This window comes from Vibrio sp. 1557 (assembly GCF_033340175.1).
GTDB lineage: Bacteria > Pseudomonadota > Gammaproteobacteria > Enterobacterales > Vibrionaceae > Vibrio > Vibrio alginolyticus.
This window is the reverse complement of record NZ_JAWOVZ010000002.1, coordinates 467986-489152: the sequence shown is the minus strand read 5'-3', so window position 1 is coordinate 489152 and position 21167 is coordinate 467986. Positions and strand designations below refer to the sequence as shown.

The 21167-nt window shown below is 42.2% G+C and carries 20 protein-coding genes; 10 read left to right on the top strand and 10 right to left on the bottom strand.

Annotation, left to right across the window (positions count from 1 at the left end; genetic code table 11):
- Positions 1-163: 163 nt before the first annotated feature.
- Positions 164-964: a 2,5-didehydrogluconate reductase DkgB gene (dkgB, locus tag R7070_RS05660; protein WP_053304418.1), complete on the bottom strand. Its 801-nt coding sequence runs from the start codon at positions 962-964 to the stop codon at positions 164-166.
- Between the two features lie 112 nt (positions 965-1076).
- Between dkgB and R7070_RS05655 the strand changes: the two genes are divergently transcribed.
- Positions 1077-1982 carry a LysR family transcriptional regulator gene (locus R7070_RS05655; RefSeq protein WP_005377343.1) on the top strand — a complete coding sequence of 302 codons (906 nt, stop codon included), beginning with the start codon at positions 1077-1079 and terminating at the stop codon, positions 1980-1982.
- Between the two features lie 132 nt (positions 1983-2114).
- Positions 2115-3020 carry a TIGR03571 family LLM class oxidoreductase gene (locus R7070_RS05650; RefSeq protein ID WP_047102674.1) on the top strand — a complete coding sequence of 302 codons (906 nt, stop codon included), beginning with the start codon at positions 2115-2117 and terminating at the stop codon, positions 3018-3020.
- 115 nt (positions 3021-3135) lie between these two features.
- On the opposite strand, the gene R7070_RS05645 is transcribed toward R7070_RS05650, so the two are convergent.
- On the bottom strand, positions 3136-4020 hold the full coding sequence (locus tag R7070_RS05645; protein WP_005377338.1) for a LysR family transcriptional regulator: 885 nt from the start codon (positions 4018-4020) through the stop codon (positions 3136-3138).
- Between the two features lie 159 nt (positions 4021-4179).
- On the opposite strand from R7070_RS05645, the gene R7070_RS05640 reads away from it, so the two are divergent.
- The 3 genes from R7070_RS05640 to R7070_RS05630 all read left to right on the top strand — a co-directional run bounded on the left by R7070_RS05640 (position 4180) and on the right by R7070_RS05630 (position 7072).
- Complete coding sequence (locus R7070_RS05640; protein ID WP_213891897.1) at positions 4180-5361, top strand: MFS transporter; 1182 nt, start codon at positions 4180-4182, stop codon at positions 5359-5361.
- A gap of 143 nt (positions 5362-5504) precedes the next feature.
- Positions 5505-6026, top strand: coding sequence for a TetR/AcrR family transcriptional regulator (locus R7070_RS05635; RefSeq protein WP_031781264.1), 522 nt, complete (start codon positions 5505-5507; stop codon positions 6024-6026).
- A complete protein-coding gene (locus R7070_RS05630) occupies positions 6023-7072 on the top strand; it encodes an alcohol dehydrogenase family protein (RefSeq protein WP_213894463.1) in 1050 nt (349 codons plus the stop codon). The genes R7070_RS05635 and R7070_RS05630 overlap by 4 nt, the downstream gene beginning before the upstream one ends.
- A gap of 205 nt (positions 7073-7277) precedes the next feature.
- On the opposite strand, the gene R7070_RS05625 is transcribed toward R7070_RS05630, so the two are convergent.
- Positions 7278-8189: a GlxA family transcriptional regulator gene (locus R7070_RS05625; RefSeq protein WP_062730577.1), complete on the bottom strand. Its 912-nt coding sequence runs from the start codon at positions 8187-8189 to the stop codon at positions 7278-7280.
- A gap of 114 nt (positions 8190-8303) precedes the next feature.
- Between R7070_RS05625 and R7070_RS05620 the strand changes: the two genes are divergently transcribed.
- Together R7070_RS05620 and R7070_RS05615 are read left to right on the top strand one after the other, a co-directional pair.
- A complete protein-coding gene (locus tag R7070_RS05620) occupies positions 8304-8822 on the top strand; it encodes a cysteine hydrolase family protein (RefSeq protein WP_005377333.1) in 519 nt (172 codons plus the stop codon).
- 120 nt (positions 8823-8942) lie between these two features.
- Positions 8943-9704, top strand: a complete 762-nt coding sequence (locus tag R7070_RS05615; protein WP_256900168.1) for a transporter substrate-binding domain-containing protein — start codon at positions 8943-8945, stop codon at positions 9702-9704.
- Between the two features lie 98 nt (positions 9705-9802).
- On the opposite strand, the gene R7070_RS05610 is transcribed toward R7070_RS05615, so the two are convergent.
- Positions 9803-10876 (bottom strand): permease, encoded by a 1074-nt coding sequence (locus R7070_RS05610; RefSeq protein ID WP_238939341.1) that lies wholly within the window; start codon positions 10874-10876, stop codon positions 9803-9805.
- Between the two features lie 346 nt (positions 10877-11222).
- Between R7070_RS05610 and R7070_RS05605 the strand changes: the two genes are divergently transcribed.
- Positions 11223-12215 (top strand): zinc-binding dehydrogenase, encoded by a 993-nt coding sequence (locus R7070_RS05605; protein ID WP_256900167.1) that lies wholly within the window; start codon positions 11223-11225, stop codon positions 12213-12215.
- Between the two features lie 147 nt (positions 12216-12362).
- On the opposite strand, the gene R7070_RS05600 is transcribed toward R7070_RS05605, so the two are convergent.
- The 4 genes from R7070_RS05600 to R7070_RS05585 all read right to left on the bottom strand — a co-directional run bounded on the left by R7070_RS05600 (position 12363) and on the right by R7070_RS05585 (position 16162).
- Positions 12363-13265, bottom strand: coding sequence for a homocysteine S-methyltransferase family protein (locus R7070_RS05600; protein WP_256900166.1), 903 nt, complete (start codon positions 13263-13265; stop codon positions 12363-12365).
- A gap of 276 nt (positions 13266-13541) precedes the next feature.
- Positions 13542-14276 (bottom strand): amino acid ABC transporter ATP-binding protein, encoded by a 735-nt coding sequence (locus tag R7070_RS05595; RefSeq protein WP_170893395.1) that lies wholly within the window; start codon positions 14274-14276, stop codon positions 13542-13544.
- A 14-nt stretch (positions 14277-14290) separates the two neighbouring features.
- Positions 14291-15238: an amino acid ABC transporter permease gene (locus tag R7070_RS05590; protein ID WP_005377325.1), complete on the bottom strand. Its 948-nt coding sequence runs from the start codon at positions 15236-15238 to the stop codon at positions 14291-14293.
- 135 nt (positions 15239-15373) lie between these two features.
- Positions 15374-16162 carry a transporter substrate-binding domain-containing protein gene (locus R7070_RS05585; protein ID WP_005377324.1) on the bottom strand — a complete coding sequence of 263 codons (789 nt, stop codon included), beginning with the start codon at positions 16160-16162 and terminating at the stop codon, positions 15374-15376.
- 461 nt (positions 16163-16623) lie between these two features.
- Here R7070_RS05585 and R7070_RS05580 point away from each other — a divergent pair, with 461 nt between their 5' ends.
- Positions 16624-16968, top strand: coding sequence for a DUF3316 domain-containing protein (locus tag R7070_RS05580; RefSeq protein ID WP_005377323.1), 345 nt, complete (start codon positions 16624-16626; stop codon positions 16966-16968).
- A 610-nt stretch (positions 16969-17578) separates the two neighbouring features.
- On the opposite strand, the gene R7070_RS05575 is transcribed toward R7070_RS05580, so the two are convergent.
- Positions 17579-18553 carry a porin gene (locus tag R7070_RS05575; protein WP_256900165.1) on the bottom strand — a complete coding sequence of 325 codons (975 nt, stop codon included), beginning with the start codon at positions 18551-18553 and terminating at the stop codon, positions 17579-17581.
- 140 nt (positions 18554-18693) lie between these two features.
- Entirely contained in the window at positions 18694-19617 is a 924-nt protein-coding gene (locus tag R7070_RS05570; RefSeq protein ID WP_318141163.1) for a LysR family transcriptional regulator, read from the bottom strand.
- 378 nt (positions 19618-19995) lie between these two features.
- Here R7070_RS05570 and R7070_RS05565 point away from each other — a divergent pair, with 378 nt between their 5' ends.
- Positions 19996-21165, top strand: coding sequence for an efflux RND transporter periplasmic adaptor subunit (locus R7070_RS05565; RefSeq protein ID WP_054579512.1), 1170 nt, complete (start codon positions 19996-19998; stop codon positions 21163-21165).
- Positions 21166-21167: the final 2 nt, after the last annotated feature.

The window sequence follows — 21167 nt, the reverse complement described above, 5'->3', positions numbered from 1 at the left end:
GGCCGGGAGAATACAGTAAACTAATAGGCCAAAAAGATAAAAGCTCGCACTATCGTCAGACAAGCGAGCCGTTATCGTCTATGGTGTTGTACTACCGTCAAACGCTGAGGAAGTCAGCGATTGCAGAGGTGTCATTTAGACAATGATTTCCCGTGAAACTCACTCAATCATCCCACTCAGGCGCTAGCCCTTCAGGGTTTACTTCGCGGCCATTTCTTTCCAACGCATCTATCTTTGCAATCGCCTCTTCACTCAGATTAAGTTCAAGTGCTTTCAGGTTACTTGCTAAATTCTCTCGTTTAGTTGAAGACGGGATCACCGCGTAACCTTTTGACAAAGCCCAAGCAAGCGCGACTTGAGCTGGCGTGGCCTGATAGTCCTCAGCAATACCTGCAATAGTTGGGTCCCCAAGTACTTTCCCATATGCCAAGGTCATGTAAGACGTTACCTGAATATCGTTTTCCTGCATGAAGCTGACCAACTTACGATTTTGCAAATAAGGGCTAAGCTCGATTTGGTTAGTAACAATATTCTCTTTACCGACCACTTCTATCGCTTGTTGCAACAAGTCAATATTAAAGTTGGATACGCCAATATTACGGGTTAACCCTTGCGATTTAGCTTCAAGTAATGAAGCCATGTATTCGTTCAAGTTATTGTTATTGCCAGGCCAGTGGATCAAGGTCAAATCCACATAATCTGTATTTAGCTTTTCTAAGCTCTCTTTTAGACTTGGAATGAGTTGTTCCGTGTTCATGTTATCAACCCAGATCTTGGTCGTAATGAATAGCTCATCACGTGCAATACCGGACTGTGTCAATACTTCACCGATTTCTGCCTCATTACCGTAAATCTGTGCAGTATCAATTACGCGGTAACCCACTTCTAACGCATTACGGACTGAATCCTTAACTACTTCACCCTCTAAACGAAACGTGCCGACGCCAAATGATGGTACTTTCATCTAAATCTCCTGAATTATCGATTTTATAGTTGATTCGAAGCAAAACTTTACGCCGCAAGAAACTTTCCGTAAAGTTAACAATGCTCAAATCTAATTTGAAATATATTCAACAATGAAAGCTACTCTAGATGAAATGCGCACCTTTATGGCCGTGGTCGATACGGGTTCAATCAGCTCTGCGGCTGAACTGTTATCGATGACCGTCTCGGCGGTGAGTCGATCAGTATCTCGGCTAGAAGCCAAACTCGAAACGACTTTGTTAAATCGCACAACCCGTAAGTTAGATGTTACTAATGAAGGAACGATATACCTCGATAAAGTCAGACATATTGTAGAAGCAGTAGAGAATGCCGAAGCACAACTGAAAAGCCAGAAATATAAGCCCTCTGGCCTCCTACGAATAAACGCAGCTACCCCCTTCTTACTGCACGTACTAACGCCGCACATTGCTAAATATCAGAGCTTGTATCCAGAAGTCGAAATCGATCTCAATTCCAATGAGGAAAATATTAGCCTTTTGGGAACAAAAACCGATATTGCTTTTCGTATCGGTGAGCTACAAAACTCAACCATGCGCGCGATATTTCTTGGTAAAAGTCGGATTCGAATCGTCGCGAGTCCAGAGTATTTAAGACAACATGGTACTCCAACCTCAATAGATCAGTTACTCAATCACAAGCTACTTGGATTCAACAAGCCGGAGTATCTTAAGGAATGGCCGATCATGGATGATAAGAACAAACTTCTGCGTATTATGAGTAGCCTAAGATCTGATAATGGCGAGACGCTAAGGTGTTTAGCCTTACATGGTGCGGGGATAGCTTGCCTGTCTGACTTTATGACCTACTCTGACCGACAAGCTGGTCGCTTAGTGGGCGTGCTTAGTGAACACACGCATAATGTCGAACAGCCCGTTCATGCGGTGTATTACAAAAATGCCAGTACCTCACGCCGGATCAGCTCTTTTATTGACTTCATCAAGCAAGAAATCAAGGTAGAGAACCACCAGTTCCTTTAAAGACCACCGCTGTTTGTGGCAAAACACTTTTGTCTTTTTGCCGCTTTTTCTCACAACAAAAATCTCATAGTGTCCTGAATATCAGGGAGGCACCTTGCCTCCTAGTACTCACAGTAATAGTCAGGCTTCATAATGCATAAAGATTTAAGTAACAGATTCACCATCGGGGTTGAGCTCCCCCTAGATAATGACTGGACCCAAGAAGGCCAGAAAAAACGCCTGCTCCAACGAAAACCGTTCGGCGTACCAGACATGAGTGCACATAAACAGCGTATTATGTTAGCCGATAAGTTAGGCTTTAACGTAGCGTGGGTGAGAGATGTCCCGTTGTACGACCCTAACTTTGGAGACGCGGCACAAATTTATGAACCGTTCAGTTATCTTGGCTATCTCTCTGCGTGCACCGACAACATTCTACTAGGGACAGCAGCGATAGTATTACCGTTAAGACAACCTTGGCTAGTGAAAAAAGCCGCTGCGACCATCAACGAGTTAAGTGGTGACCGCCTGATACTCGGTGTGGCTAGTGGAGACCGTCCTAGTGAATATCCCGTTTTTAACGCTAACTTTGACAGCCGTGGCTCGGCTTTTCGAGAAAGTGTAGAGATTTTGAAAGATACGCAAAATGATAAGCTGGGTAACGATCTACAGTTATTACCCGAGTTTGCTGATATTCCTATCTATGTCGCAGGGTTAGCGCAGCAAAGTCCACAATGGATAGGAGAAAACCTAGACGGCTGGCTCGCCTACCCAGGCACACCTGATGATCATGAACACCGCGTTGTACTTTGGCGCTCCGTAGCGGGAAACAAACCCTACGCCAGCTTTATTCATCTTGATTTAGTCGATAACCCAAATGCACCAGTCGTTCGGCATCACTTTGGTATCCGGGCCGGAGTCAATGGCTTGAGCGATGAGCTAGAAAAAATGCAAGAAGCAGGAGTCAATCACATCGGGTTGCATTTCCGTCGTAATAGCCAACCAATTGAGAAATCAATGGAACAGATCGCTCAGTACGTGTTGCCACGCTTTAACTAAGATCAAATAAAAATATGTGCCACCTTACTAAGGGGTGGCACGCTAGGCTTGGCACTTGGAAAAACAAAAGCTGCAATAACGACAAAAATCTTTTGTTAAAACAACAATAATAGAGTTATTTTAAAGTAAGTCTTGGTTGAATAAAGTCGATGAACGCGGAAATACGTTTAGAGACTGAAGAAGATTTGTAGAAGACAGCATTGACCTGTTCTCGTCCAGTATTTGTGATTTTTTCCGATTCAAACAATGCCACTAACCGTCCAGAATCAAGATCATCTTTCACCATAAAGCCAGATAAACATGCAATGCCGTTCCCTGCCAGCACTAACTGTCTAACCGTTTCACCACTGCTGGATAGGATATCAGGCTCTATCATCTCAAACCCTCGTAATGGCCACTGATTTAACACTTTAGCGCCAGAAAAACCGATCAAGTTATGACTGCGCAAATCGCTCACCGCTTCAGGGAAACCTCGTTTAGATAAATAACCAGGCGTGGCAACGATAAATAGTGGGCTTGTTCCTAAAGGTTTAGCATGCAGTGTTGAATCCGATAATCGTCCAATACGTATCGCCACATCGGTTCTTTTTTCCAATAGATCCACAAAACCCTCATTAGAGGTAAGATCGAGTTGAATATCAGGATAAGCCTCTTTAAATGGCTGAATTAACGGCACGAGTTGATGTAAAACAAATGGGCTAGCGGCATCAACTCTTAAGCGCCCCTTGGGTAATTCACCTCGTGTGATGATCTCTTCTTCAGCTTGCTGTATTTGTAGTAAACCTAAGCGAACCGCTTCAACAAACTGATGCCCTTCCTCAGTAACTTCCACTCTGCGCGTCGTGCGATTCAGCAAGGTTACCCCCAACTGTGATTCAACTTTACTAACCGCACGAGATACCCTAGCGACTTGAATACCTAGTGCATCAGCAGCGGAAGAAAATCCACCACTATCCACAACTGCCATAAGAATCTCTAATTCATCTGATCGGGTTAACATTTCATCCCCTTTCTTAACTGCGCACTTTCATCATTTATAACAAAAGTATTTTGTAATAAACACCATTTTTCGCAACGAATAACTCTTTAATAATACACGACATGGAAACGGGCTATTCGTTTATCCATTCATATTCAATGATTATAAGAGAGAGTTGTTATGCCTTTAGCTTTACTTGCATTGACGCTTAGCGCCTTTGCTATTGGAACCACGGAGTTTGTAATTGTCGGTCTGATACCGACTATGGCCTCCGACCTCAACGTATCATTACCTTCAGCGGGTCTTTTAGTTAGCCTGTACGCACTTGGTGTTGCGGTTGGTGCTCCCGTTTTAACAGCGCTGACTGGTAACTGGAAAAGAAAGTACGTTCTGCTTTCTGTTATGGCACTGTTTGTTCTTGGCAATCTGTTAGCCTGGCAAGCACCTGGATACAACACACTAGTTACAGCAAGGATACTGACCGGGCTTGCACACGGTGTGTTCTTTTCGATCGGCTCGACTATCGCCACTGGCCTAGTGTCAAAAGAAAAAGCCGCTAGCGCAATTGCTATTATGTTTACCGGTCTGACCGTAGCTCTAGTGACGGGCGTGCCACTTGGAACCTGGATTGGCCAGACATTTGGTTGGCAGGCAACCTTCCTAATCGTCGCGATCCTTGGAATCATCGCACTGATAGGAAGCGCTCTACTAGTGCCGAGTAATCTGAAACAACCACCAGCAACCAAGCTGTCATCGCAAGTAAAAGTCTTGACTCAACCTCGTCTACTTTTGGTGTACGCAATCACCGCGCTCGGTTACGGTGGTACGTTCACAGCCTTCACTTACTTGGCTCCTATTTTGGAACAAGTTTCGGGGTTTGGCTCTAGCGCTATCAGCCTAATTATGTTGGTTTATGGTGTATCAGTCGCATTCGGCAACATCTGGGGCGGAAAGATGGCCGACTCTATGGGGCCAATCAAAGCTCTGACAGCGATTTTCTCGGGCCTAATTGTGGTATTGCTCGTGTTTAGTGTCACAGCATTTAATCCAATTTCTGCAGTAGTGACCATTCTTGTCTGGGGTGCGTTTGCCTTTGGTAACGTTCCAGGGCTTCAAGTTTATGTTGTCAAACTAGCAGAGAAATATTCACCTGATGCAGTCGACGTCGCTTCTGGTCTCAACATTGCTGCATTTAACGTAGGTATTGCACTGGGTTCTTGGGGCGGTGGCCTTATCGTGGCCAATGCTGGGCTGATGCACACACCTTGGATTGGCGCGATCGTAGTATTAGGTGCTCTACTACTAACCCGTTTCAGCGGAATGCTAGACAAGCGTGGAGAGCAGCACGCAACGGCACACTGATTCACGTTCCAAATCGATAAAAATCACTTAAGTTAGCCCGGCATTACGTCGGGCTTTCAATACAGAGTTTAAATACACCATTGACTGAAGTAGAAAGTTTATTCTACCCTTAAGTAAAACAAACGTTCTACCTGGTGTATCAAATAGTGAAAGAAAAAATCGCAGCAAGCCTAGAAAAAGCATTCAGTCAGTATGGCTTCGCCGAGCCGAGTGTGCCCCGACTCAAAAACGCCTGCGAAGTCAGCCTGAGAACCCTGTACAAATACTACCCCTCCAAGGAAGCGATGATTGTTGCAGCTCTCGAGCATCGCCATCAAAGGTATTTGAGTTTTTTGCTCGAAGACGCCCCTGCCAATGGAACACCGGCTGTATTACACCTATTCACTCGCCTCGAGGATTGGATGAAGGAGTTTGCACCGAATGGCTGCATGTCCATCAATGCATTAGCAGCCTATCCAGAAAATCTATCGATTAATCAAGCAGTAAAACAACACAAATTGGCGGTCCGTCAGCTTATGGGCCAACTAAGTCAGCGAGAAGACCTCGCAACCACACTCTTCTTGTTACATGAAGGTCTATCCAACGCATGGCCGGTTCTCGGTCACGCTGCCTTTGCATCCGCTGAACACACTCTGCTAGAACTAATGAAGGAGAACAATAAATGACCACAATCCCGAAAGTCATGAAAGGCGTCCAACTTATCGGTCATGGTGGGCCAGATATGCTTCGTTACCGCGATGATCTACCTGTGCCAGTCCCCTCGCCTGATGATGTATTGATCCAAGTAGCCGCCGCCGGAGTCAATAACACCGACATCAATACCCGAACAGCATGGTATTCTAAAAACGACGCCAATAGCATGGATGCAAGTTGGTCAGGAGACGCGCTATCTCTCCCTCGAATCCAAGGTGCCGATGTATGCGGTACCATCGTCGCTGTTGGTGAGAATATCTGCCCATCACGAATCGGTCAGCGTGTGCTTATCGAACCATGTATTACGCGCTTCAACAGTCAAGCACTTAGCTCGCCTTGGTACTTCGGTTCAGAATGTGATGGTGGCTTTGCTCAGTTCACTGTTGTTGACAGTAAACATGCATTTGCTGTGAATAGTAGTTTATCGGATATCGATTTGGCCTCCTTCCCTTGTTCTTATTCAACTGCCGAGAACATGCTTGTCCGCTCTAATGTCACAACGAGTGATACCGTACTGATTTCAGGGGCATCCGGTGGTGTTGGCTCTGCCGCAATCCAACTGGCGAAGGCGCGTGGAGCATACGTCATTGCTATCGCCAGCCCAGAAAAGAAAGAACAGGTCACTGCATTAGGAGCAAACCAAGTTATCCCTCGCGATGCAAATTTGCCGGCGACTCTCGGAGAAAACAGCGTTGACGTAGTGATTGATTTGGTCGCAGGAGAGCAGTGGCCACAATTTCTTCAGGTACTAAAGCCAGGATCAAGATACGCTGTTTCCGGCGCCATAGGCGGCCCAATTGTCGAGCTGGATGTAAGAACTCTTTACCTTAAAGACCTAACGTTATTTGGTTGTACCGTTTTGGCACCAGAAGTATTCGGTAACTTGGTTCGCTATATCGAACAGAACGCAATTCGTCCCTTAGTCGCGGAGTCATTTCCCTTGAACCAGATAGGTCAAGCGCAAGAAGTATTTTCACGCAAGCAACATATTGGGAAACTGGTTTTGGAAATCACATAGCTTTTGTGATTAACAACCGCCTATACAAGTCATTGTAATTTGAGAACCCTTTAAGCATTCTACAAAATGTTCAGTAAATAGGAGAACGCTACGGTTGGCTTAGCTTGTTATCCCTTTTCATCACGCTAAGCCAGCTTGTAAAAATATGCGGTGTTTGCTTCTGAGTTATAAATGTTTAATACCAACATTATCTTACTTCTGGCGTTCATGAACAGAACCGAGATCTGAACGACTTCGGTGTTAAACCTACGATTCTATTAAATATTTTCCTGAACGCGCTCACATCTTGGTAACCCACTCTAAATGATATTGCGTCAAATGTTAGGGTTGTCGACTCAAGTAAATCACAAGCTTTTTGTACTCTTAAGCTTTGTATGTATTGGTTAACATTGAAACCTGTCGCCTTTTTAAAGCGTCGCTGCAATGTTCTTTCTGTTAAACAACTCAACTCTGCAAGCTCTTTATTGCTCAGTTTTCCTTGATAATGATCGTTTATATAGTGCTGTAGTTGAACAATTACCTCATCACCATGTTGGAAGTTTGGGGTAAACTGTTGATAAAAGCGTTGCTCTCTCGGACCAGTATCAATAACCAACATTTTGCCTAACAGGCGCATTACTGCCGGTGACGCAAATAAGGAAACCAACTCCAAACCTAAATCCACCCATGACATCATACCCCCAGCCGTAATGATCGTTCCTTCGTTAATAAGGATGGCTTCTTGTCTTACGTGGATATCGGGAAACTGACTCGCTAATGAAGGAGCCAAGCCCCAGTGTGTTGTACAAGACTTATTGGTCAGCAACTGGGTTTGAGCAAGAATAAAAGTACCAGCGCAGGCGGAGGCTAAAATCGCACCTTTACTATATTGGACATTTAACCAGTCGAGTAGCTCTGGCTCTGGTTCTAAGTAATATTGACCAGTGCCGCTAGGCGGAATCATTACCGCTGTTTTCACATCGAAGTGCGTGTTTGGCCAGTGATCCAATATCTCTACTTCAAAGTGCACATCAACGCCCAATTTAGCCGCCGCACGGTTTGCCATCTCGAAGAGTTCGCTTAAACCATATACGGAGGCTTGCGAGCTATCTGGGTAATTAACGAGTGCTATTTTCATTTATCTTCAAGTGTCGCTTTTTGACTCTTTTGTGTCATTTTAGACTCTAAAGAAGGTGGCTAAAAGTCTTTATATTATTCGTACCGCAATGATCCTCAATAAAAGGAAAAGAAAATGACTCAAAAAGCCCTACTTGTAATTGATTTGCAAAACGACTATTTCCCAGAAGGAAAGTTTCCTTTATGGAATACAGAATCAACTTTAGACAATGTTAAGAGAGCAATAACTAAAGCCAATGAGCAAAACATTCCTGTGATTCATATTCAGCATATTGCCGATCCTGCCATGGGCATTGCCCCATTCTTCAATGAAGGCAGCGACGGTGCCAATATTCACCCAGAAGTTCTTGCTTTAGCGCCGAATTCCGAAATCGTGGTAAAGCACTTCGCAGATAGCTTTGAAGGAACACGTTTAGAAGAAGTATTGGCAAGCAAAAATGTAACGGAGTTACTTGTATGCGGAATGATGACACAAAACTGCGTCACACATACTGCTATCTCAAAATCTGCGGACAAGTATGATGTTTCGATCTTAATGGATAGCTGTACCACGGTCGATGAAATGATTCACAACATTGCACTTCACGCTGTCTCAACGAGAGTTCCCCTCGTAACTATTGAAGATAAGCTGTAATACACGCAAAACCTTTCGCTCACACAATGCGGGCGAAAGGTCACACATATATGCATTTTCATTGATATTTGCTTACTTTGTGTTAAACATTGGTTTCCAAATAGTTACAAGGAAACATTTATGAAATGGATAGTCGCATTGTTTATTAGCTTATTTTCAGTTTTCAGCCATGCGAAAGAGTGGAAACAAATTCGCTTCACTGTTGAAGGGGCTTACCCTCCATTTAGCTGGACGACAAAAGAGGGAAAGCTAGAAGGGTTTGAAGTCGACCTCGCTAACGCGTTATGCAAAGAGTTAGAAGTAAAGTGCGTTATCTCAAAAATGGATTGGGATGGCATCATCCCTTCTCTCCTTAGTCGCAAGAACGATGCGATTATTGCTGCAATGACAATCACCGAAGAACGAGAAAAGAAAGTCGATTTCACCGTCCCTTATGCAAAAGTACCGACTCGTTTTGTAATGAAAAATGATAGAGAAATCAACATGGATGACGGCAGCCTAAATCGTTTATCTATTGGAGTTCAAAGAGCCACAATTGGTGATAAGTACCTTTCTGCCTTGTATCCAGATATTGATATTCGTCGTTATGGTACGTTCGACGAGGCATTTACCGATCTACTCAATGGACGGTTAGATGCTGTATTTGGCGGCTCAATCGGTTTAAGTGCTGGTTTTCTTGAAACTGCACAAGGTGAAGGCTATCACTTTACTGGACCAGCGTTTACAGAGGAAAAGTGGTTCGGCCGTGGCATTGGCGTAGCAGTGAGAAAACAAGACAAAGAATTAAAAGCATTACTCGATAGCGGAATACAAAAATTGATCCAGAGCGGTAAGCATAAAACCATCGCCAGCAAGTATTTCTCCTATAGTGTTTACGAGTAACCTCTTTATCTTTTTATAGCCTGCGCGGTATAGGAAACTTCCCTTTCCCTATATGGCGACAAAAACAGAGCCCTCGAGCAATCGCCCGAGGGTTATTTTTATAAAAAAGCCCACGTATATAAGTAACCCGCTCCCATGGCCATCGTTAAGATAACGATTAGGAAGGCAGCGATCATTTGGTTCTTAAAAATTGATTTCAACAAAATCACTTCTGTAAGACTTGCGCCAGCACTACCAATAATAAGCGCCATAACAGATCCAAGAGCCATACCTTTTTGTACTAGTGCCGCGCTAAGTGGAATGACCGCCTCTGCACGGATGTACAATGGAATACCAATGATTGCTGCGACCGGAATCGCGTACCACTTCGCTTCACCAGCGAACTCCGCAATGAACTCCGTCGGGATGAAGCCATAGATAAATGAACCAATCGCAATGCCCATCATGAGATAAGGGAACACTTGCTTAAAGTCTTTCCAAGTTGATTGCCAAATACGTACCCAGCGGCTAGGCTCTTTCTCTTCCACGACTGTCGCTGTTGCACTACCGCCAGATGAACAGCAAGATACTTCCACTTTAGGTTCAGGTTTTGGTGCATCACCACAACAAGATGTTTTCGCCGCAACTGGCGTAGGTTCATTGCAGGCGCTGGTATCACAGCTTGATGCTGGTCTCGCTTCTTCTTTTTTCTTGCTTGAATCGCCACAAGAAGTACCGCACGAAGAAGAACCTACCGCTTGATATGCTTCTGGTTTGACGTAACGTTCAAACCCTAGTTTTTCAAGTACATAGCCTGCTACCACTGATACTGACATCGCAATAGCAAAGTAAAATACCGCAACTTTCCAACCAAAAGTCACCACAAACAAGCCAATAATCACTGGGTTAAGCAACGGGCTTGCAAATAGGAACACCATCATAGGTCCAAAACCTGCTCTTGCACGCAACAAGCCTTTTAAGAAAGGAATGGTCGAACACGAACAGAAAGGCGTAATCGAACCTAGCAACGCAGCAATGAAGTAACCTTTACCCTTTTTCGAGCTTAGAATAGATTGAATTTTTTCTGGCGTTAGAAAATCTTGCAACACACCGACAATGTAGCTAATTGCCAGAAATAAGATGATAAGTTCAGTTGCTAGAAACGCAAACATATCCAGCGCTTCTTTAGCCATAGTTATAATTTCTGTATTCACATTTACTCTCCTCGTCATTTTTCGCTAACAAGCTTACCTGATAGATAAGCCTTTATTTCTATATTTCTGGAATTATAGAATCACAAAACAAAAGATCAACAGAATATTTCCATAAAAATGGAATAATAAAACTAGTCATTACTTATCATAAAGTTACATGTCGTTAGCTATGCAGACTGGTTGTCGATGATAATTTCAGAGCATCTCGAATCCTTTTTATCAAACATAACCTAAAATTATCAAAATAAGAAAAAGCCATAATTATTGCAGCAGCACCCTCTGAGTTAGTATGACTTTCGACCATTCTTAATAATAAGGAAAACCTATGAGAGCGATAACTTACCAACGAGATAACGATACTTTCTCTTTATCCGAATTACCTACACCAAAACTAGAAACCCAATTTGATGTATTGGTTAAAGTTAACGCTGCTGGTTTGAATCCTGTCGATGCAAAAATTCATTATTGGTCAGACATGGTCACTAACATGGATAACAATTTTGTTGGCGGGTTAGACGTATCAGGAGAAATAGTCTCTGTAGGCGATGCGGTCGTTGATTGGAAGGTTGGCGATAAAGTGTTGTATCACGGAAACATGAGACGCCATCACGGAGGATTCGCTGAATTTGCTATCCATGATTCAAGAACGCTTATAAAGCACCCTCAGGTTCCGGTTGAAGTAGCAGCATCTACACCTTGCGCAGCCTGGACCGCATATCGCGCTTTGGTAGACAAGCTCGATATTTCAAATCGAAGCAGCATTTTTATCGCCGGAGGTGCTGGCGGCGTTGGAAGCTTTGCTATTCAGCTAGCAAAGACATTTGGTGTTGAACAGATCATTGCTACTAGTTCAGAAGCTAATCACGCATATTTGTCCTCGTTAGGAGCAACCCATACGATTGATTATCATCATGAAGATGTAGTTCAACGAGTAATGGACATTACCGGAAATCATGGCGTTGAGGTTGCACTCGATTGTGTAGGCGGTGATAACGACCGAATTGCAGCCTCGGTGTTAACCTTTGAGGGAGAAATGGTGGAGCTCGTCAAGACTGTCGACCCTTCTCAATATCCAGATGCCTTCTTAAAAGGCTTGGGCTTCCACCAAATAAGTTTGGGCTCTGGTCACGTCTTTGGCGAGAGAGGGTTTGCAAGTATCGTTACTGCCGGAAAAGAAGTGTCTGAGCTATTAGAAAATGGAGAATTGGAAGTGCCGAAACTGAAGATCATCGGCTTAGAGGATGTAGGTAACGCACTCTTGGACATGCGAAATCAGAGAACCGTTGGAAAGATTGTCGTTAATCTGAACCAAAAATAATTAATAAAGATCTCGAGGCAAACTGGCAAAGTAATGAGCAAGTTAAAGCATCTTGTTACTTTGCCAGATATGAAAGACCTTTATTTTGTCTATAACGATGAATGAAAAACAAAACCTCTTGCAATACTTCCCTGCGCTTCACCAAAATTAGGCGTTTTCGAGAGTGTCTCTCCAAGTCGCTAGCAATTTAATATGACGTGGTTCAATCCCACAGCAACCACCAATAATGCTTGCTCCCTGCGCATGCCACTTTTTAGCATACTCAAGATATTCAGTCGGAGAGAAATGACGAACTTCCTGAATGGTCTCGTTGGCTTGGTGCGCTTGCTTTATCGGAGCAAAGCTATTTGCGAAAACACCTATCGTCAATTCTCCACCTGACTCACTCAATACTGCTTGTGTATCTATGATCGCTTGCTCGACAACTTCAGGAATAGAGCAATTGAAAAAGATACCTGAAACATTTGTTTTCAACAGCGTATTAACCGCGACTTTAAGAGATTCCCCTGAGCGAAGGCGAGGCAAAGAGTTAGGCTCATCCATTAAGGTGAAAGCAAGATAATTGGGCTTATCTGTTTTGGCTAAAATTATTGATAGAACTTCAACTTCAGCGAGGCTAGACACGGTCTCAGCTAACCAAATATCAACATATTGATCTTGAGCTTCAAATAACTCAGAAGCCACTTCCAGTGCCCTTTTCGGCTCGAATAATTCAGGCCTGTAAGACCCCATTACAGGAGGAAGAGAACCCGCAACGAGCACTCTATCGTTAGAGCTGGTGACTACATCTCTGGCAATTTTGGCTGCAGATTTTGCTAACTCAGTCCCCCGTTTTGCATAGAGTTCCTCGCCTAAGTGAAATGGAACACATGCATAACTGTTGACAGTGATAATCTCTGCGCCAGCGTCTATGAAATTCTCATGCGCCATTTTTACATATTGTGGTGATTCAATTAGCGCTTGTGCACTCCAAAGCGGCTGAGAAAAAGGGGCGCCAATACGTTTTAACTCTCGCCCCATGCCACCATCTAAAATTGTTACTTTCTTCATTTAGACATCCATACCGCCAAACATCCATAAGCTCTATTCAAACACAATTTTTATCAATTCAAAATGAAATTGTTATGTTTAAAGTGAACAAAGACTTAATGGCTGATTAAACACTCTAGTATTTACCAGACCTTTCATTCGGACCAAGCTAATGTTATCGCCATTAACTTCGAGTAAAAAGCCCATTATCTATGTCTCTCGGCGAGGCGAACGTTACGAGCCACAATAGTGCATGAAGTGATTGAGGGACTCGCCCTCAATCAAATTTTCTTTTTATTATAATACTTTAGATAAAAACTTCTGCAATCTAGGGTTGGTGGGGTTATCAAAAAATCGCTCAGGAGAGTCAGAAACCAAAAGCTCACCATCTTCCATAAACAACACCCTATCAGCGACCTCTTTTGCGAAACCCATTTCATGAGTAACCACTACCATCGTCATTCCGTCCTTGGCCAAATCTTTCATCACATCAAGAACTTCTCCAACCATTTCAGGGTCTAGTGCTGATGTGGGTTCATCAAACAACATAATGTTGGGCTTCATTGCTAACGCACGAGCGATTGCGACGCGCTGCTGCTGTCCGCCTGATAAATGATTAGGATAATTATCCATTCTCTCCGACAGACCAACTTTATAAAGCAAATCTTTTGCTTCTTTCTTCACCGATTCAGGGTCACGTTTAGAAACCTTTAAAGGTGCTAACATGACGTTCTCTATCGCCGTTTTATGCGGAAAAAGGTTGAAGCCTTGAAATACCATGCCCACATCAGCGCGTAGTTTATTGATATCCGTAGATTTGTGGTACATATCGATACCATCTACGATAATAGACCCACTATTTATTGTCTCTAATTGATTGATCGTCCGTAAGAATGTTGACTTACCAGAACCTGACGGTCCTACGATGACAATCACTTCCCCTTTTTCTACATTTACCGATACGTCCTTGAGCGCATGGCAGCCATTAGGGTAAATTTTATTAATTGTTTTTGCTGAAATAATGTATTCCATTAATGACTCCACCATTAATCACTTGCTGCCAATTTCTTTTCTAACGTTTGTATTGCCCAAGATAAGGTACTAGTTAGAAGCAAATAAAGGGCCGCAACGGTAAACCAAACTTCAAATGGGGCAAAACTACCACTTACGACTTCCCTGCCCGCTTTTGTCAGATCAGTAATCGAAATCACGGAGACAAGTGAGGAATCTTTTATCAGGTTGATAAACTGCCCGGCTAAGGGAGGTAATGTCTGCTTAAACGCTTGAGGTAAAATGACATAAATCATCGCTTTGGGATAATTCATTCCTAGTGAACGCGCCGCTTCCATTTGTCCTCTTGGGATTGACTGGATTCCTGACCGCACAATTTCTGCGACGTAAGCGGCGGTAAACACGGAGAGCGCTATCACTCCCGCAGTAAAACGCTCAAGGTCAAGCACAGTACCAATAAAGAAGTAAACGATAAAAATCTGTACTAAAAGAGGCGTTCCACGAATGACCTCGACATACACAAGCGCCAGCTTTTTTAATGCCGGATTGCTGGATATACGCATTAGTCCGACAACTAAGCCCAACGCTAGAGCAATGATAAGTGACCAGAGCGAGATTTTAATGGTCGTCACAACACCATCTAAAATTGGGCCAGAGCGCCACTCTTTTATAGTTGCTAAGGTATCTCCTTCAAAAATAAGATCACCTTCATAGACGTCGACAGACTTATATTGGCTTAGTTCAAGAACAATATCACCATGAATACTCTCCAGAGCCAGTTGGTTATTCTCGTCGAGAATGATGTTCCCATCGACAGGCGCGGTAATGGATGAAGCAGCGTTAGTGGCAATATAAGGAAGGACACGCTCCCAATTCCAGCTGTAATCGATTCGCTTACCTGACAGATAGACAAGACCGCAAATTGATAGCAAAACAAGAACAAAAACAGCGTTCCACAATAGGGATTTAAAGTTATTTTGCATGTGATTCCGAGAATGACTTTGATTAAAGTTGGTTGGGTATTTGAATAAAGAAAAGCGTTAGCTTCACAGCACGAACCGTTTGGTTGGCGATGAACCGAGCCAGAAGCTAACCGCTCCTCTACAATAACAAAATGATTACTTAACTTGCTTTAACCATTTATCGTCGTTAAACCACTTATCGTAAATGCGATCGTAAGTTCCATCGCCCTTAATTTGACGTAAATAGTTGTTTAAGAAGTTAAGCGTATCTGGATTTCCTTGCGGCACAGCCCAACCCAAAGGCTCGTAAGTAAACGGTTTAGCCAAGTGCATTAACTGCCCTTTGTTTTCCGCCACATAAATAGAGTTGTAAGGAAAGTCATAAACAAACGCATCTACCTTTCCGTTGGCAACCTCAAGTACCGCTTCAGACTGGGTTTCGTATAGATTTATCTTAGCTTTCGGAAGGTATCGTTTTACCGCTTGCTCACCCGTTGTCCCAAGCTTAGTTGCAACAACATATTCTGGACTATTGAGATCACGGTAACTAGACACTTTACCTTCATGTTTGAGATCTACGAGAATGGATTGGCCAATAACCACATAGGGATCAGCGAAATTCACCTGAGTATTTCGCATAGGTGTGATCGTCATCCCGCCCATAATCATGTGACACTTACCAGTCAACAGTGTTGGGATAATGCCATCCCATGAAGTGTTTACCGGCACAAACTTAACATCCATGGCACGCGCCATTTGTTTACCCAAATCGATATCAAACCCGATGTACTGCCCATTTTTTGCTGTCATTTCAAAAGGCATATACCCAGAATCAAAGCAGACTTTTAGCTCCCCTGTACTTTTGATGTCGTCTAAAATTGGGTCTGCATTAACCGTCGTCGAAACAGCTAACCCCAGTGCAGCAAAACACAATAACTTTTTCATGGATATTCCTTTATCATTTGTTGTAAAGTTTTTTTATACACGACAATAGAATAAAAAACCACAAATAATGACTTTTTAATCACTAGAATTTGTAGAATCGTCACTAAGACGGAAGATCTGAATGAAAATCTATACCAAGGCATTGCAATTGAATTGCATGCATTAAGTGATTAAGTTGTAGGCAGGTCACTATAACGACAACAAACATACGCTTTGACTGAATAGTCAGCGTTTCCGAAAGTGGTTTAATTATTAACGAAACCATACAGATATTCGCTTTTTCACATTGACCGTAATGTCAAAAGTGCTTGAGTTTTATTGTTGACAATTCTTCCATAGTCAATGGTCACAAATGTGATGTACAGCACATTTCTATAATGGCACTATCACCTTTGTCGAGAGATATTAACAAGGATTCGTTGGACATCTTGACTTTGTAATACAAATAAAAAGGTGACTATATGAAAAAACTAATGACGCTCTCATCACTATTATTATTCAGTTTATCTGCTACTGCTGGTATTCATGTCGAACACTCTACAAACAAAGTTGTTCTCAATGACTTTACGACAAAAGATGCCGCTTATAGCTCTGCGTTTGATCTTGTCGATGAATACCAAACGCTATCAAAACATGAACTTAGAAATCGTCTAAACATCATTGGAAGCGGTTTCCCTCGTGATATTGCAATCGATGATAGTAAGGTGAGAGTTGAAGAATACGCACTTAACCGTGATGAAGTTAAATATCGTGCAATCATAAACTTCGATTATCACTTCAGAACAAGTGACGGCGGTAAAAACTAAAAAATCATCTGCACCTTTACTTTCTTAGAGCCCTTCCTATTTTAAGAAAGTAAAGGTGTCTAATCACATTGAAACGACGGCTTTTCATAAATCGCTCTCTCCTTACATAAACAGTATCAATCCCTACCTCTATCGTTTACATAAAAATAATTTTTCCAATCTTCATTGAGATACATTTCGTCGTTTGGCGCTTTATCATTCACTTGGTTCGCCATATGGATTCCACATCACTTAAATGAAAAAGACCCTTGAAATTGAGTTCACTTTTTTATGAAGATTAACTCAACCTAAGATTGACAATTGTCGTTATATTTTTCTCGTTTATAGCAATATATAAAAAACTCTTTTTGTTTTAATTAACCATAAGACGTAAAAATAAAAAAAGGCAACAAGATACTTCTTGTTGCCAAAGAAAAAAATCATCATTCAAAAAATATGAAAATGAAAACTAGCAGTGGACTAGCTAACAAAACAATTATATTCAAAACACTTAAACAAGTAACGATCAATATAATCCATTATATATGGACGAAAGTCAGCACTTATGAACTTACACCGATAAATAAAAAAGCCTGAAAATAGTTTCAGGCTTTTTAGCTTTATTAATTTTTTAGAATGAATATCTCGCAGCTATTGCAAGAATATCGTCTTCATTGTCTACATCTGTAATTCTGTATTCTGCTAGTGCTTTAAAATTAGAAGTCAAATCGTACTCTGCACCTAGTGAGTAGTAATCGACGACATCTTCATCATCACGCTCTAGATTGTTATAGCCAACTAGTGCCCAAAGCTTATCTGTTACTTCATAAGTGGCAACTGCTTCAATACCGGTGTAATCAATATTACTTTCAGAACCATCTTTAGCCCAGTTTTCACCATCACTGTATAAAACAGAGGCATAAAACTTGTCGTATTCAAATGCAATAGCACCCGTTAGCAGCTCTGCATCTTCTGCACCCGATTGCCCTTCACCTTCGTTGTAACCAAGCGCAACTTTGAGGCCATATGGCAACTTGTAGTCAGCCGCCGCACCATAAGAGGCTGCATCTGTTGACACTTCATCGTTTTCAGCCTGATAGCTAACATGAATATTCAAACCTTCATAGCTTGTCGTTAGCTTAAATACTGAATCGGAGCGACCGGTACCATATAGATCCGCACTTACGCCAGCAGCTTCATTACCAAACTCCGGGAAAATATCCGTGTAATCAGATACTAAAGTGACCGCACCGTATTGACGTCCATAACTTACTGTTCCGTAATCTGCACCAACTCCTACATAGCCTTTTCGGATATCAAATTCATCATCTTCAACCCCATCAGCATCTCTGCGATTAGACTTAAATTCCAACTCATATAAGCCGAATGCATAAAGATCTTCATTTATTTTAGACTCACCTGAAAGTCCTACACGAATGTAGCTATTATCTCCGTCAGCATTTTTATCATCAGAGAAATAATACATCCCTTGCGCTCGGCCATGAATATTTAACACTGATTCTTGATCTTCATAAACTACGGCTGAATTTGCAGCACTTGCAGAGAAAAGTGCTGCGATTGCGATCGACGTTCTTGTCATTTTCATTTAATTACCACTACTTGTGTTGTTTGAATCGAGTGAAATTATGAACAGTGGCAATTATTTTTAAAGTGCAAATTCAACCATATTCTATGGATAAATATAAACAAGCCCTCAATCTAAAACATTATGTCCTAGTACTCATATTAGTCGAGATAATCCATCCAAACAGGAGGCGTTCCTATTATTTTTTGAACAGTATCAATGAACAGTTTGGCTAATGGTTGTTGATTTCGGTGAGTATACATTGCATATATTTCCCCTATTGCGGGAAGATTATAATCAGGAAGCAACTGTACAAGATCTTGTTTACTCAAACTCTCCTGAAGAAAGAACTGCCCAATTAAAGCATACCCTAGATCAGATTTTACGGCATCGAGCATTAATTCAGTTTCATTCACGAAGTACTGCCCATTGATATTATACGTTCTAACGTCGCTTGATGACTGGCTTGGCGCTATACCTAGCTTATCCGCCTTAAAGTTAGCATTCGAGTATATTACTGCTGGCATTTTTATAAGCTCTTCTGGAGAGCTCGGGGTTCCATACTTGTCAATAAAACTCTTCGATGCAACCAGTGCCATATTATTACTTGCCAACTTACGTACTATCATATTGGACTCTCGGATTGGTCCGATACGAAACACAACGTCAAAACCTTCGTGGATAACATCGACTCGATTATCATCGAGCAGCAGCTCTACAGTAATGTTTGGGTACTGTTTTATAAACTCTTTAACTGCCTGATTTAAGTATGCTCTGCCAAAGAAAGTGGAGCTTGATATTTTCAAGTTACCCTTCGGTTCATCCTGAAATGTAGCAGCAATACTACGAGTTTCAGTTAGAACCTCTCTTACTTTCTTAGCTTGCGCCACCATCTCAACACCTGCATTGGTCAGGGATAGCGAACGCGTGGAACGGTTTAACAGCCGTAAGCCCAATTCATCCTCTAGCTTTTTGATCTGTTTTGACAAAGCTGAACGATCTATATGATTTCTGTCAGCAGCCTTAGCAAAAGTTCCGTATTCAGAGACATCCAGTAGTAATTCAAGTTGGCTTGCGAGATCCACTGCACAATTCCTTATTTAGTTTTTATTCTTTATGTGATGGGAAATGGATTTTACAAAATTAATTTCAATTTTTTATGGTTCAAATTGCATCAGTGAATTGCAAATAATGCACGAATTAAAAACACTTTAATTTTCGTCGCTATCTTTAGCTTCTGTTTAGTTATTCCTATCTATTATCGCTTATTACATTTAATAATACTCCACGTCTTTAAAACCCTAAACTGACCTTTTTCAAACCAAAAAGTGAGCATTTTGACCAATATTTAATCGTGCATTTTTATCACTACTCTATGTTCGCTGAGGGCCTATTTACCCATAGGTACAATGAATACAATGCCGTTCCTTTTAGTATGAACAGAATCATTTAGGGCGCGACAAATGTTAAAGAAAGTTTTCGGCATTGGCCTTTTATCCGTTTTAGCTGCTTGTGCAGACGAAGAGATAACCAAACAACCTAATACTCCCTTACCTACGATAGACGTCTCCAAAGTCATCTATGAGCCCGTTCAATCGTGGTTCACCTTTACAACAAGGCTTCAAGCCCCAGAGAAAGTTTCTTTAATGCCACGCGTTTCCGGAGTTATTGAAACGGTAGAATTCAAAGACGGACAGAGTGTCAACAAAGGTGACTTACTCGTCACTCTTGATGATCGAACCTTCAAAGCTCAGGTCTCACGACTTGAAGCGCAAGTTAAGAGTGCTCGAGCTGCGCTAGAGCAAGCAGCAAACGAACAAAAGAGAGCCGCTCAACTGGTTAAGCGAAAAGCCATCTCAGCGGAACAAGCAGAGGCCCGAGATACCGCAGTAAAGCAACGCTCTGCAGAACTAATGGCTTTGCGTGCTCAGTTAGAATCCGCAAAGTTAGATCTTGAGTTTACGAAGATATATGCCCCTATTAGCGGCACTATTTCAAGAGCATTCATTACTAAAGGAAACAATGTAAACGCAAATCAAAGCGTTATATCAAACATTGTCTCTAACGATCAGGTATATGCATACTTTGATGTCGATGAGCGAACTTGGAACCGTTACTTCTCGACAATCAATGCCGACTCTAACTTACCTACTCGTCTTGAACTATCTGGACAAAATGGGCAGGAGTTTTTTGGACGCGTTGACTTTGTCGACAACTCCATCAACGAAAACACCGGTACTTTGCAGGTTCGAGCGGTATTCGATGCAACAAAATCAAACTTAAAAGTGGGATCGTTTGGCCGAGTTCAGATATCAACAACCAAACCAGTTGAACGAGTTCTCGTTCCAGAGCGTTCTATTGGCACAGATCTAGAAAACCGCTTTGTATTAACACTCAATGAAGAGAATACGTTGCAATACAGCATCGTAACCTTAGGCGAACGTTACGGAACATTTCGTGCCATCGAGAATGGCTTGAACGCCGACTCAGTTATTGCGGTAAATGGCCCAGCAAAAGTTGGCCCAAATAGCAAAATCACACCAAAAAATGTCACGCTAGATATTAGCAACACTTCATTGATTATGGCTTCAAACTCAACATCGTTGCCAAACAAACGTTTAGCTCAAGACTAAGA